Genomic DNA, 12,885 nt, shown 5'->3' on the forward strand with positions numbered 1-12,885 from the left:
TGACAAACTGCGCGACTGATCAGGCGACGCTTTGGGCTCGCTTCCGTTGGTGGTCTGTCGAAGTCTGCTCTTGGCACCTTTGAGACATGGCGACCGGCCCTGACGATGTCGGTTTCCAGGGGGAGACCGGAAGTAGTCGGCCGGCGAGCAAAATGACGCGATTGACCCGCAGCCGACATTGGCTGACCGCTAACGCTCTCTCTTACCTCAGCAAGCGGGATAGGGGTCGTCGGGCCGAAACGCCCTCATATAGCATCGCCCGATTCAACTCCTGAGACGCGCCACCGCGCGAGATCGGGCATATTGATCGAGAAGATCTCCTCGACTTCGAGACGCATGGTATCGTGGCATTCGCACGCTGCCGCCGCGAGCCGCAATCGGTCGATCTCGATTCGGCCTCGTTGATCAGACCTGATCGCCCCACGCGCGCGCAGATTGCGCATCAAGAGCGTCACCGTCGTTCGTCGTACACCGAGTATTTGCGAAAGCGCCTGCTGGGTGAGCGGGAGTACGTCGTGGCCGATGCGGTCGCGAAGCTGGAGCAGCCAGCGAGCCATGCGGGCTTCGACCGGATGCAGCGCATTGCAGGCCGAGCCGAGTTGGAACTGTACCAGCATCGCTCTGGTGTATTTCTGGACCGCGTGCCGGATCGCAGGGCTGCGGTTGAAAGCGGCGTGAAATCGCGACGCAGAGATCCGCGCGGCGGTGCCTGCCGCATGTACGACCGCGGTAGCGGCCGACGGTGACGGCCCGAGCACCGAGAGCATGCCTACTGCGCCCTCGCGTCCGACTGCGGCTGTGGCAACCGTCTGTCCGTCCGCCATGTCGATCATCAGCGAGATGGCCCCGCCATGAGGGAAGAAGACATACTCTATCGGCTCACCCGCGCGCGAAAGGACCGCGTCCTGATCGAGCGCGACCACCTCTAGCTCGGGCCTCAGAAACTCGAGGTCCGTCGCCGGCAGCGCTGCAAGAAGGCCGTTAGAAATTCCGCCGGGAGCCGTCACCGTCGGGACCCAGCGGTAAGGCATCCGCAGTCTGCTCCATTTGGAGCGTCGCGGAACGGCGGTCTCAACATAGTTTGATCCTCTACGCGCACCGATATTGAACTCACTTACGAGACACCTTCACTCGGGAAAAGGGCGTCGAGCTGCGCCGTGTCGGCGTGCATCAACAACTTCCAAAACGCAATCTTCCGGCGCGAGTTGGAGCGGTGGCCACCGCAGAGCCGGACACGACCTGAGAGCTTAAAGAGCGCGTGCAATTAATGCCGCCACCCGCCTATGGAAGCTACCAATCTGTCTGAACACGTCCTGCCGCTCTGATCCCTCAGGAAGCCGCTGCGCGGCTTCCCATAAGCTCGCTAACAACCTCGTCATGTCTTTCAATTCATCGGCCTCGGGCATTCCAACTGTGCGTTGGCTCAACGTTAAGTCCTCATTGTACGAACGGATAAATGTGAGCGCGGCGGGCCGCGCGGCGAGTAAAGGAAGAGAGTAAGTGCAAATCGCAGTATCGATGCCGTTGCCGCGCGGAAGTACTGACGCAGCAAACGATGCTCTCTTCACAAGGGTCGCGTAGCACCGAAATCCGTCTCCTACTTATGTTGAATATGAGGATCAGCCAGCGCTCGCGGCATACATTCACGGCAGTTCCCTGCGTGATTCGGAATAGCCATCCTTTCTCTGACGCGTTTCGCCAAAAACCAGGGAGACATATGAAAGAGCCGCAACTCAATCCGCAAGTCTTGACCTCGCCCCTGCGGGTCCAACGCGCACCGCATATGACGAGGATCATGCCATCACCTACGTTCGCCTGATTTGATGCTGATGCGGAAGGTGCCTAGGTAACGCTAGTGGGACAGCGCGCTCAAGGTTTTCCGCTGCACCATGCGTTAACGCAACCGTTCCCCTCCGTTCTTTGTTTGTTGAGAGGAGGAACGTACGCATCCGGTGACGGCCGCCTTGTCGAGTGAGGCGCATTGTTGAGAACTGTCCTTATGGACAGTGATAGGCGCAGTGCCCAAGTCGAGCGGCTTGAAGTGGTGGACACCGGTCGGCGGCGTCGCTGGTCCGAGGATGAGAAGCTCAAGATCGTCCTGGAGAGCTTGCAGGCGCCGCGCCAGGTCGCGGCGACAGCGCGGCGATATGGTGTTTCGCGCTCATTGCTGCTCCGATGGCGGCGGTCGTTCCATCCAGAGCCGAGGGATGCCCCCGGGCAACAAATGGGCTTCGTACCAGCGAGGGTGGTCCCGGACTCCGGCATAAGGCCTGGTCCAGTCGCGCCGGCCAGCAGCGACGGGTCGATCGAGATCGAGTTTGCTGCCGGGGTTCGGATGCGGATCACGGGCGCGGTCGACGCGGCGACGCTGAAGGCCGCGGTCGCGGCGCTGGCTGATGGACGGCAGCGATGATCCCGATTCCGCCGGCGGTGCGGGTGTGGATTGCGACCGGCCACACCGACATGCGCCGCGGCATGAACTCGCTGGCCTTATTGGTGCAGGAAGCCTTCAAGCGGGACCCGCACGGCGGCGACCTCTATGTGTTCCGTGGCAAAAGCGGCAAGCTGATCAAGATCCTTTGGCACGATGGGCTGGGCATGTCGCTCTATGCCAAGCGGCTGGAGCGCGGCCGCTTCCTGTGGCCGTCGTCGGCTGATGGCGTGGTGACCATCACCCCAGCCCAGCTTGGCTACCTGCTTGAGGGCATTGACTGGCGGATGCCGCAACACACGTGGCGACCGCAGGCGGCTGGCTGATCGCTGGGATTTGAATCGATAACACGACGGCAGTTCGGACAGCGCCGGCGTGATGTGATTCTCTGGTCGGCGATGGGCGCCGATGATTCTCTCCCCGACGATGTGACCACGCTGAAGGCGATGCTGCGCGCCGAGCGAGCGGCACGCTTGGCCGCGGAGGCGGAGGCCCAGGCGCGGACCTTGCTGATCGAGAAGCTCAAACTCACGATCAAGAAGCTGCGGCACGAGCAGTTCGGCCAGTCCTCGGAGCGCGGCGCATTGCTGGATCAGCTCGAGCTGCAGCTCGCCGATCTCGAGGAGAACGCCGCGCAAGCCGAGACCGCGGCGCAGATGGTCGCAGCCGACAAGATCACGGTGCCATCATTCGAACGCCGCAAGCCGACGCGCCGGCCGCTGCCAGAGCATTTGCCGCGGGAGCGCGTTGTCTATCCGGTGCCTGCGAGCTGTCCATGCTGCGGCGATAGCCGATTGCGCAAGATTGGCGAGGACGTAACCGAGACGCTGGAGCTCATTCCGCGCCAGTGGAAAGTGATCCAGCACGTACGCGAGAAGTTCGTCTGCCGGGCCTGCGAAACGATCACCCAACCTCCGGCTCCCTCGCACCCGATTGCGCGTGGGCGTGCCGGGCCGAAACTGCTCGCCCATGTCCTGTTCGCCAAGTACGGCCTGCACCTGCCGCTCCATCGTCAGAGCGACGTCTACCGGCGCGAAGGCCTCGACCTCGATGTCTCGACGCTCGCAGACTGGGTGGGCGCCGCGGCGGCAACCCTGATGCCGCTGGTCGATGCGATCCGAAGCCATGTCTTTGCCGCCGAACGTATCCACGCCGACGACACCACAGTGCCGGTCCTGGCCAAGGGCAAGACCCGGACCGGCCGGCTCTGGACCTATGTGCGCGACGACCGCCCGTTTGCCGGCCCAGATCCGCCGGCGGCCGTGTTCTTCTACTCGCCTGATCGTGGCGGTGCGCATCCGGAGCAGCATCTGGCGGGCTATGCAGGGCTGATGCAGGCCGACGCCTACGCCGGCTTCAGCAAGCTCTACGAGGCCAATCGCAAGGGAGGCCCGATCATCGAGGCTGCATGCTGGGCGCACGGTAGGCGCAAGTTCTTTGATCTCGCGCGGCTCAGCAAGGCGCCGATCGCGGCCGAGGCGGTCAGGCGCATCGATGTTCTCTTCGCCATTGAACGCGAGATCAACGGTCTTGCTGCGCAGGAGCGCCTGCGCGTGCGCCAGGAGCGTAGCCGCCCCCTGATCGTCGAGCTGGAGGCGTGGCTGCGCGAGCAGCGCGCCAAGCTCTCCAGGAACAACGACACGACCAAGGCGATCAACTACTGCCTCAGCCGCTGGGATGCCTTCACCCGCTTCCTCGACGATGGGCGCCTGTGCATGTCGAACAACGCCGCCGAACGCGAGCTACGGGCGGTCGCTGTGGGAAGAAGAAATTGGACCTTCGCCGGCTCCGATGAGGGTGGCCGGCGTGCGGCGGCGATCTACACCCTCATTGCCAGCGCCAAGCTCAACGACATTGATCCCCAGGCTTGGCTCGCCGACGTGCTGGCGCGCCTGCCGGATCACCCTGCCAAGCGCATTCACCAACTGCTGCCTTGGAATTGGCAGCCTCAGAGCGTCGCTCACGCCGCTTAAGCGCGGTCAGCCTGTCGCCAAAAACGGCCTACCCGGGGCCGTCGCCGGATGCGTACGGAGGAACACCATGCCCCCCGTATTCATCCTTTGGGCCGTCCCCACGATCATCGTGCTCGGTGGCGTCAGCTATTATTTTCTTCGTGTAGTGCACTAGCGTTGAACCATTCCGGCGATGTTGGTGCCCATCTATTTGATCGATGCCAGCACTGACGGGAAGCCCAGCGCGGCGTCCCCATTGCCCCGCGGCGCTGGGCCTTAGCCCGCGGATTCGGCCATGAAACACGCATTTGCGATGATCGGCGTCGTAGGCTGGGAATGTCCCTAACAAGGACGATACGGCTGCGGGTCCTGTCCCGTATTTAAGTCCCAGAGCCTAACACTACTTTGGCAGAATCGTTTGAAGTTCGTCACGGATACGTTTCCGACAATGTGGACATCGCTCTGACGGCGGCCGAAGGATGAGGTCGACGATGGCGTGACGTACGGCGGGCATGGTTGGCTGAGGCGGAGGCCCGTTGATTCTTTTTTTTCCGCCCCGCGTATGCGAGGCGACGATGCTGCAGGAAGGCGTAGGCAATCATTGTCATCAGGGCGTGGCGATGCAGGCCCTGCCATGATCGCCCTTCGAAGTGATCAAGTCCAAGCTCCTCCTTCAACTGCTGATGCGCCTGCTCACAAATCCATCGTGCCTTGATGGTAGCGGCCAGTGTGCGCAGATCCGTCGCCGCAGGGAGGTTGGCGAGATAGTATTTCTTCTCCCCTGAAGCACGTTGTTCACCAATGAGCCAAGCTTCGTCGCCCGGGAGATGCTGCTGACCTTTATCCCATATCCGCTGCGGAGGGCCGTCGGCGGTGCGAACACGGACAGCCGCAAATCGGGCTTTCAGCCGACCCTTCGTCCCGCTGCGCCAACTCACGGTTTTCCATTTGGCGCTGGCCAGCATCTGTTCTGCCGCAATCGATAAGATATCGGGCACATGGTGCTTTCGTGGTTTCCCGCGGACTTTAGTAATCGGCCAAATGAGCTGTACATCAACCGGGTACACCTTGAGGTGCCGAGGAATGCCGACGGCCCAGGCCAGCCCGCGTTCGGTTAGCCCTTGTCGAAACGGTGCGCTGAGCCCGTATCCTGCATCCGCCAGCACACATCCAAAGCGCACGTTGGCTGCCATCGCTCGATCAACCTCGGCCAAAGCAATTTCCGGCTTGGATCGTGCCGTTCGGTATTCGATCGGCACGCGAGCATGCTTCAATCGAGACACATTGGCTGTCCAGCTCTCGGGCAGAAAGAGACGCAATGCGACCATCACGGGCACTTCGCCGCGCGCAAGTGTCAGCGACACCAGCGTTTGGCAATTTGCCGTTTTGCCAAGAGAGGACGCATATTGAGCCGCGACACCAACCGAGCGGTCGCCCTTCTTCGGCATTGCCGTGTCGTCAATAACAAGCACCGCATCCTTGCCGCCGACAAGCCGGTCCGCCTGGTTGAGCAGTTCGGATTCTAGCGGCGTCGCGTCCCAGACGCCATCGGCGATGAAATGGTGCAACTGATCGTAGTTGCCGGTTGCAAGGCGTTCTGCCATCGGCTGAACGCTTTTGCGATCGCCAGGGCCGATCAATCCCGCAACGTACAAGGGGCACATCCGCTGCCGGGTCTTATGACCCAGTCGATCCAGGAACGGCTTCAGCCAACGTTCGAGTTCGTCTTCCCATTCCGCCATCGGTCAGCCCTCCAAGAGCCGACCACCCATGAATCATTGAAAAATCGATTCGGGAATCCTAATAAAACGCCCAAATCTAACAATCTGCCAAAGTAGTGCTAAGTCGAGTTAGCTAGTCTCGTGTCCCCTCGAACTAGATCCAGCGTGCTACAGTGCGGCAGGAGGTCAAAAGTGCCCATTTACCGACTATTGCAGAACGTTCCGTTGGGTCCCGACGAGGTAAAGCGGCTTGCCGATGCCTACGAACACACGTTGAGCGTTCTGTCCGTAAAAGACCGCAACGATCCTCTGGCCGAATTCATTGCCAAGAAAATAATCGAGATCGGTCAGACGGGCCTCAAAGACCCAGCGCAAATTTCGGCGCGCGCGATCGAAGAACTTGGACTTCCGTAAGGCGGCCTCAGTTGGCGGCCGCCTTCATTTCAAAATGTTTGGCCCCTTTGAGACATGCCGACGGACGACCAGAATGTCTGTTTCCTAGGGTAGACCGGAAGTGATCCGCCGGCGGTCAGAATGACGGGAATGACCCATAGCTGCCAATACTTAATCCGGGGGTCGGTGCAGTAAATGCCATTTTTCACGCGCGGTTTTCTTTGATCCGCCGCGCCGGATTTCATCTTCGCAAAAATCCTTCCAGTACCGGTGGGTACAATATAGCCCGAACAACCAGAGAAAGACGAACACTAGAACAAGCGGACCAATCAAGTTCTTCGCGAAGTTGGTTGGATCGAAAATCTTCAGCAGGCAAATCAAGGCGAGACATAGGGCTCCACCGACTGCGAAACTTCGCGCTCGTAACCGCCAAACTCGGACCTTAGCTGAAACAGGCATCCCTCTTCCTTGAGCACTAGATCGATTGAGTTCCCATCAAAGCCTCTAGCTGTCGGGCGTTGCCTTCCAAGCAGTCCCGTGAGGGCCGGACAAGTCAACGAAAGATTTGAAGAATCAGCGCGGGTGAAGCCGCGGCTACTGCGCCGGCGAAACATCCGATAAATCCAACAGCAATGGCCCCAATCCAACCGTGCGTGTCCCATCCATATGCCACGCCGACTATCGTTCCGAAGCTGATCGCGCAGAACGCCCAGATTGCGTGGAGGACGTTGGTGATCTTTTTAAATGCAAGCCGCTGCGATGGAGAAAAGCGAAATCCAAATTGCAGGACCATGATGAGCGCCGCAGCGGCAACGCAAAGCGCTCCAAAAGCAAAGTAGAGAAGCGGATTCATGCAACAGTTGTGGCGGGATTTACCTAAAACTAAATGAAAGCATCGAAGGCATTTGTAATTACTTCCGCTTCTGGCACCTTTGAGACATGCCGGCGGACACTGAGAATGTCTGTTCATCGGGGTAGACCGGAAGTCATCGGCGCACAGCCAGAACGACGCGATTGACCCTTAGCGGACCTGATCTGTTCGACCATCCTAAAATGGTGTAGACTAGCACTACATCCCTGATGCGATGCAGCGCATAAATGAAATTGTTTGAGCTATGTCTTGCCTTCGCTGCTTTGAGCGGCGTGATAGTCTGCGCACCGCCCTTTGCGCACGCGCAAGCCAAGGCGCCCATCGCATATTTTCTTGATGAGACGTCAGATGGCGCCGTGCCGAACAACCTGCCTGCCAACGCGAGGGACGTTATCGTCGCTAAGGCTCGCTTTGTAGAGCCGCCAATTTGGCTCCTTGGCCGTCACGGCGAGGTACCTGGTAACGACGTGTTCGCGACAAAAGTCGAGATTACCGACTTAAAGAGAGGCAGCGCCGAAAACGGTCGTGTCTTCGATGTCCGGATGGGGCTACGAACAGACTACCGAGACTTTGCCCACCCGGTCGCCATTCCCCGAACACCTGACCAACTCAGTCAGGAATACACGGTGATAATCTACTCGGCAGAAGACGGCATTCGTCGTCTGGCGTCATTCATGATCAGCCCCTCCCAGCACGCTCGATGGGAGGCCGAAGTATCCGCATTTCTCCGGGGGCAAAGCCCATTTTCTACGAATAAGTGAAGCACGAGTCCGCTGCTGATCCACAGCAGACATTGCTTCCGCGACGCACTGGAATACTACCGTTCCGGTTTCGACTTCCACTCAACCGCCAGCTTCTGCGCTTCGGCGATCTGTGCCGGGGTCATCTGCTGCGCGACGCGATTTCGATTGCTGATCGCATCTTGGTCACTTCGCGCAGCCGCCAAACTGAGCCACATGTATGCTTGAATATTGTCTTGCGGCACGCCTAGTCCCGTAGCGTAACAGAGGCCAAGATATACCTGCGCTCCAATATGACCTTGGTCTGCAGCGCGGCGAAACCACTTCGCAGCCTCGATCCGGTTCTCGGACACGGCCACGCCCGCGAAATGCAGGACCCCGACGTTGAACTGCGCACCATCGTTACCGCGCTCGGCGGCAAGGTGATACCACTTCAATGCTTCAGCTTTGTTCTGAGGCACCCCATTGCCGTTGTCGTACAAGGTCCCCAAGTTGTACTGGGCGAAGGTATGGCCTTGATCGGCTGCGAGGCGCCACCACTTTGCAGCCCTAGCGTAATTTTTCGGCACACCTTGGCCGCCGTCGTACATGAACCCGAGTGCGTACTGCGCCTCGGCATTGCCTTGGTCGGCCAGCGGACGCCAGAGCCGTAGCGCGGTTGCGTAGTCGCGTCTGCTATGCGCCGCCTGCGCATCCTCAAACGGCCCCGCAACAGCGCCTCCCGCCATCGACAGCGGCGAAGCGAGCGCGAGAAGGACCAGGAGGATTCGGACGATCGGCATGGGAAACCTCAATTGGCGTCGCGCGATCGGCGCGGCACGCGCCGCCGTCGCGACGATGGCGGCTTGTTTGTCGCGGGCCGCCCGCGATAGGTTCACCGCCGACGGCCTCTTGCGGACACAAACGAACGACCATTGCGCATTAGCCCGGATCCGTGCCTTTGCAAGCATGTCGCCTATTGGCACCTTTGAGACATGCCCGCCTGTCATGAGAATGTCCGTTCACCGGGGTGGACTGGAAGTCGGGTTAAATCGACGCGATTGACCCAAAAAATGCGACGTCACGCAGCACTTAGGCGGATCGCTTCCAAGCGTCGACAGGCCGACACCAGAATGGTATAAGCCCGGCTTCCATCTAGGATTTCCCGATGTTGATCAGGATTATTTCCGAGTTCTGAGCCGATAACGCGCCGCCGGTCCATCGCAGGATGGACTCGACGAGTACATTCACGGCACGGAGCGATCCAGATGGCTTCATCATCTCTTCCGGTTCTCTATTCAACGCCGCGCGCAGAGGCGGTGGCGGATTTTGTCTCAATGCACTACGACTTGCCCGGCTCGATTGCGTGCAAGCTGTTGCGCCGCGGCTTCAACGACACCTTCGAGGTTCGGACCAAGAACGGCGAGCGTTTCATTTTTCGCATCTCAACGCGACGCGCGCGCGGTGACGCCGACGTTGCCTCGGAAACCGCGTTTCTCGCTCATCTGGACAGCCAGGGCATTCCCGTGGCTGCCGCCATTCCGATGCGTGACGGATCGCTTTTTACGTCGGCATTTTTTCCGGAAGGTCAGCGTCCCGCTGTCCTGTTCCGCTATGCAGAAGGACGCCCGTCTCAGGCAGGAAGTTCCGCCGCCGACGCAAGAGCAAACGGGGTGACCCTGGCGCGGATTCATGATGTCGCCGGCGGCTTCGCCTCAGGCGACGAGGGCCGCTACCGGCTCGACATTGACCATCTGCTGCACAGACCCTTATCCGCCATATTGGCGCTTGAGGATCTCAGCGATTCCGTGCGCACAGGGTTGGTCGATTTGACTGGGCGATTGTCAGCTGGGTTCGCGGAACGGGACGGACTTTCCTGGACGCGCTGCCACGGTGATTGCCACGGTTACAACGCCGTCGTTGCGCTGCAGGGACCCATGGCCGGCCAAGCGGTCTTCTTCGATTTCGACGATGGCGGTCCGGGATATCTGGCTTACGATGTCGCGGTATTTCTCTGGCGTTGTGTTACGTTCGGGCGAAAGCAACACGCATTCTGGCACGCCTTCATTGAAGGCTATCGCACGATACGCGAAGTGCCGCCTGCGGATCTTGAAGCCGTGCATCTTTTCGTTCCCATCCGTCACATCTGGCTTATGGGGGAGTATGCCAGTCGTATCCACGAATGGGGCAGGCAAGCCGCGGCCGCTGATTGGATCGCCGCACAGCTGGATTTCATGCTGTCGTGGGAAAAGGAGAAACTGGCGCCAGGGCTGTTCTGAGCAAATCGGATTCTCTGGGGCAAAGGCCCCTATGTCGCTTGTTGGCACATTTCGGACGTAGCGCGATGTCTCAGTTGAGTCCGTTAAGCGCTCCGGAGCGGACGTGGATTATCCTCAAAATAGTTGATGTCGGCTGCCCCTGATTTTGCGGCCCCAGTGGCATTTACTTCTCCCTCGGGCATCCCCACATAGTCACCGTGACCCAATGGCAAAAATCTAGCTTTACGCGGGAGCCGCCGAGACGAAGGCTGAGCTGCGCCAGATGCTGACCGAGGCCGTCCGCAACACGCAGCCCAGCGCGGAGAACGGGTCGAAGCGCCCGAAGGCCAAAAATGATCGCGGCTAGGGCGGCCTACGTCGATTAGATTTGCTCGGGCCATAAGATAACCACCTCGGGATTTTCGCGCGTCCACGGCGAAGCAGCAAGTCGCTGACTAGTTGATGCCGCGCGATCCTAACTGATTCCGGCAGTCGGACGATCTGTTCGGTCGGCCGTCGGACTTCGCCGCGCGTTCCAGCAGTTTGAGGAGAGGGATCATGTACGCCGATTCTCTGTTCAATGCTTTCGCTCGGTCCTTTGAGGTTCGAAGCGAAACCGACATGTCGATGGCGGAATATCTGGAATCGTGTCGAGGCGATCCGATGCGATATGCCAATGCGGCCGAGCGCCTGGTAGCTGCGATCGGTGAGCCTCAAATGATTGACACGGCCAAGGACGCCCGCCTTGGCCGTATCTTTTTGAACAGGACCATGCGCGCCTATCCGGCCTTCGCCGGATTCTATGGCATGGAAGAAACCATCGAGCGCATCGTCGGCTTCTTCCGGCACGCAGCTCAAGGTCTGGAAGAGCGCAAGCAGATTCTCTATCTGCTGGGGCCGGTGGGCGGTGGAAAATCGTCGCTGGCGGAGCGGCTGAAATCGTTGATGGAAGTCCATCCCATCTACGTGCTGAAGGCCGGCGACGAACTCAGTCCAGTGTTCGAGAGCCCCCTGAGTTTGTTCGATCCGGAATCGCTGGGGCCGATGATTGAAGAAAAGTACGGCATTCCGCGCCGTCGCCTCCATGGACCGATGAGTCCGTGGTGCTACAAACGGCTGGAAACATTCGGCGGCGACATTTCACGATTCCGGGTCGCCAAAATCCAGCCCTCGCGCCTGCGGCAGATCGCGGTCGCGAAAACCGAGCCTGGCGACGAGAACAATCAGGACATCTCCTCGCTGGTCGGCAAGGTCGACATTCGCAGGCTGGAGACCTTCGCCCAGAACGACCCTGATGCCTATAGCTATTCCGGCGGCTTGAATCGCTCCAACCAGGGCGTCCTCGAATTCGTCGAGATGTTCAAGGCGCCGATCAAGATGCTGCACCCGCTGTTAACGGCGACCCAGGAAGGCAACTACATCGGTACCGAGAATATCGGGGCCATTCCATTCACCGGTGTCATTCTCGCGCATTCGAACGAAGCCGAATGGCAAAGCTTCAAGGCCAACAAAAAGAACGAAGCCATCATCGATCGCATCTGCGTGATCAAGGTGCCGTACTGCTTGCGGGTGACCGAGGAGCAGAAGATCTATGAGAAGCTTATCCAGGGATCGGAACTCGCTTCCGCGCCGTGTGCGCCGGCAACCCTGGAAACGCTCGCGCGCTTCTCGGTGATGTCACGTCTTCGCAAGCACGAAAACTCTACCCTGTTCGCGAAAATGCGGGTCTATGACGGTGAAAGCCTCAAGGAATCCGATCCGAAGGCCCGCAGCGTCCAGGAATACAAGGATGCTGCCGGCGTCGACGAAGGCATGGCCGGCGTCTCGACGCGGTTTGCATTCAAGGTCCTAGCCGCGACCTACAATCACGATACCGCGGAACTTGGCGCCGATCCCGTCCATCTGATGTATGTGCTCGAGCATTCGATCCGCCGTGAGCAGGTTCCTGAGGAAGTCGAAAAGCGTTATCTCGAATTCATCAAGGCCGAACTCGTGCCGCGCTATGCGGAATTCATCGGCCACGAGATCCAGAAAGCCTATCTGGAATCCTATTCGGATTACGGTCAAAACCTGTTCGATCGCTACGTGGATTATGCCGATGCCTGGATCGAAGATCAGGACTTCAAGGACCCCGATACCGGCCAACTGCTCAATCGCAACCTTCTCAACCAGGAACTGACCAAGATCGAGAAGCCTGCGGGCATCACCAACCCGAAGGACTTCCGCAACGAGGTCGTCAAGTTCTCGCTGCGGTCGAGGGCACAGAACAGCGGCAAAAACCCGTCCTGGACCAGCTATCAGAAGATTCGAGAAGTCATCGAAAAACGGATATTTTCGCAGGTCGAAGACCTTCTTCCGGTTATCTCGTTTGGCTCGAAAAAGGACGGCGATACCGAAAAGAAGCACGGCGAGTTTGTCGCGCGCATGGTGGGACGCGGCTATACTGAGCGTCAGGTTCGCCGCCTCGTCGAATGGTACATGCGGGTGAAGCAAGCCGGCTGAGGCAAATGCAAGGGTGGCTATGCACATCGTCGATCGGC

The 12,885-nt window shown here is 59.4% G+C and carries 10 protein-coding genes and 1 pseudogene; 7 read left to right on the forward strand and 4 right to left on the reverse strand.

Going from position 1 to position 12,885, the window contains the following annotated elements; genetic code table 11:
- Positions 1-245 precede the first annotated feature (245 nt).
- Positions 246-1,007, reverse strand: a complete 762-nt coding sequence (locus V1286_RS38010; RefSeq protein WP_334489162.1) for a Crp/Fnr family transcriptional regulator — start codon at positions 1,005-1,007, stop codon at positions 246-248.
- A 992-nt stretch (positions 1,008-1,999) separates the two neighbouring features.
- Between V1286_RS38010 and tnpA the strand changes: the two genes are divergently transcribed.
- From tnpA to tnpC, 3 genes are all read left to right on the forward strand, one after another.
- A complete protein-coding gene (gene tnpA / locus V1286_RS38015) occupies positions 2,000-2,413 on the forward strand; it encodes an IS66-like element accessory protein TnpA (RefSeq protein WP_334489165.1) in 414 nt (137 codons plus the stop codon).
- The gene (tnpB, locus tag V1286_RS38020) at positions 2,410-2,757 is read left to right on the forward strand and encodes an IS66 family insertion sequence element accessory protein TnpB (RefSeq protein ID WP_334489167.1); all 348 of its coding nucleotides are present in this window, start codon (positions 2,410-2,412) and stop codon (positions 2,755-2,757) included. The genes tnpA and tnpB overlap by 4 nt, the downstream gene beginning before the upstream one ends.
- Positions 2,758-2,829: 72 nt before the next feature.
- Positions 2,830-4,404, forward strand: a complete 1,575-nt coding sequence (tnpC, locus tag V1286_RS38025; protein ID WP_334490203.1) for an IS66 family transposase — start codon at positions 2,830-2,832, stop codon at positions 4,402-4,404.
- 407 nt (positions 4,405-4,811) lie between these two features.
- Here the strand turns inward: tnpC and V1286_RS38030 are convergent.
- Positions 4,812-6,162, reverse strand: a pseudogene (locus tag V1286_RS38030) (IS701 family transposase).
- 134 nt (positions 6,163-6,296) lie between these two features.
- On the opposite strand from V1286_RS38030, the gene V1286_RS38035 reads away from it, so the two are divergent.
- Positions 6,297-6,518: a hypothetical protein gene (locus V1286_RS38035; RefSeq protein ID WP_334489169.1), complete on the forward strand. Its 222-nt coding sequence runs from the start codon at positions 6,297-6,299 to the stop codon at positions 6,516-6,518.
- A 532-nt stretch (positions 6,519-7,050) separates the two neighbouring features.
- On the opposite strand, the gene V1286_RS38040 is transcribed toward V1286_RS38035, so the two are convergent.
- Positions 7,051-7,350: a hypothetical protein gene (locus V1286_RS38040; protein WP_334489171.1), complete on the reverse strand. Its 300-nt coding sequence runs from the start codon at positions 7,348-7,350 to the stop codon at positions 7,051-7,053.
- 245 nt (positions 7,351-7,595) lie between these two features.
- Between V1286_RS38040 and V1286_RS38045 the strand changes: the two genes are divergently transcribed.
- Positions 7,596-8,129 (forward strand): hypothetical protein, encoded by a 534-nt coding sequence (locus V1286_RS38045; protein ID WP_334489174.1) that lies wholly within the window; start codon positions 7,596-7,598, stop codon positions 8,127-8,129.
- Positions 8,130-8,185: 56 nt separating this feature from the next.
- Here the strand turns inward: V1286_RS38045 and V1286_RS38050 are convergent, their stop codons facing one another.
- Positions 8,186-9,058: a tetratricopeptide repeat protein gene (locus tag V1286_RS38050; RefSeq protein WP_247780910.1), complete on the reverse strand. Its 873-nt coding sequence runs from the start codon at positions 9,056-9,058 to the stop codon at positions 8,186-8,188.
- Between the two features lie 297 nt (positions 9,059-9,355).
- Here V1286_RS38050 and V1286_RS38055 point away from each other — a divergent pair, with 297 nt between their 5' ends.
- Both V1286_RS38055 and V1286_RS38060 read left to right on the forward strand, forming a co-directional pair.
- Positions 9,356-10,366 carry a phosphotransferase enzyme family protein gene (locus V1286_RS38055; protein WP_334489176.1) on the forward strand — a complete coding sequence of 337 codons (1,011 nt, stop codon included), beginning with the start codon at positions 9,356-9,358 and terminating at the stop codon, positions 10,364-10,366.
- A 537-nt stretch (positions 10,367-10,903) separates the two neighbouring features.
- Positions 10,904-12,847, forward strand: coding sequence for a PrkA family serine protein kinase (locus V1286_RS38060; protein ID WP_334489179.1), 1,944 nt, complete (start codon positions 10,904-10,906; stop codon positions 12,845-12,847).
- Positions 12,848-12,885: the final 38 nt, after the last annotated feature.

The organism is Bradyrhizobium algeriense, from assembly GCF_036924595.1.
Lineage (GTDB): Bacteria > Pseudomonadota > Alphaproteobacteria > Rhizobiales > Xanthobacteraceae > Bradyrhizobium > Bradyrhizobium algeriense.

Coding starts and splice junctions, on each gene's coding strand:
- tnpA (WP_334489165.1), top strand. CDS start 2,000: ATGGACAGTGATAGGCGCAGTGCCCAAGTCGAGCGGCTTGAAGTGGTG.
- tnpB (WP_334489167.1), top strand. CDS start 2,410: ATGATCCCGATTCCGCCGGCGGTGCGGGTGTGGATTGCGACCGGCCAC.
- tnpC (WP_334490203.1), top strand. CDS start 2,830: ATGGGCGCCGATGATTCTCTCCCCGACGATGTGACCACGCTGAAGGCG.
- V1286_RS38040 (WP_334489171.1), bottom strand. CDS start 7,350: ATGAATCCGCTTCTCTACTTTGCTTTTGGAGCGCTTTGCGTTGCCGCT.
- V1286_RS38045 (WP_334489174.1), top strand. CDS start 7,596: ATGAAATTGTTTGAGCTATGTCTTGCCTTCGCTGCTTTGAGCGGCGTG.
- V1286_RS38050 (WP_247780910.1), bottom strand. CDS start 9,058: ATGCTTGCAAAGGCACGGATCCGGGCTAATGCGCAATGGTCGTTCGTT.
- V1286_RS38055 (WP_334489176.1), top strand. CDS start 9,356: ATGGCTTCATCATCTCTTCCGGTTCTCTATTCAACGCCGCGCGCAGAG.
- V1286_RS38060 (WP_334489179.1), top strand. CDS start 10,904: ATGTACGCCGATTCTCTGTTCAATGCTTTCGCTCGGTCCTTTGAGGTT.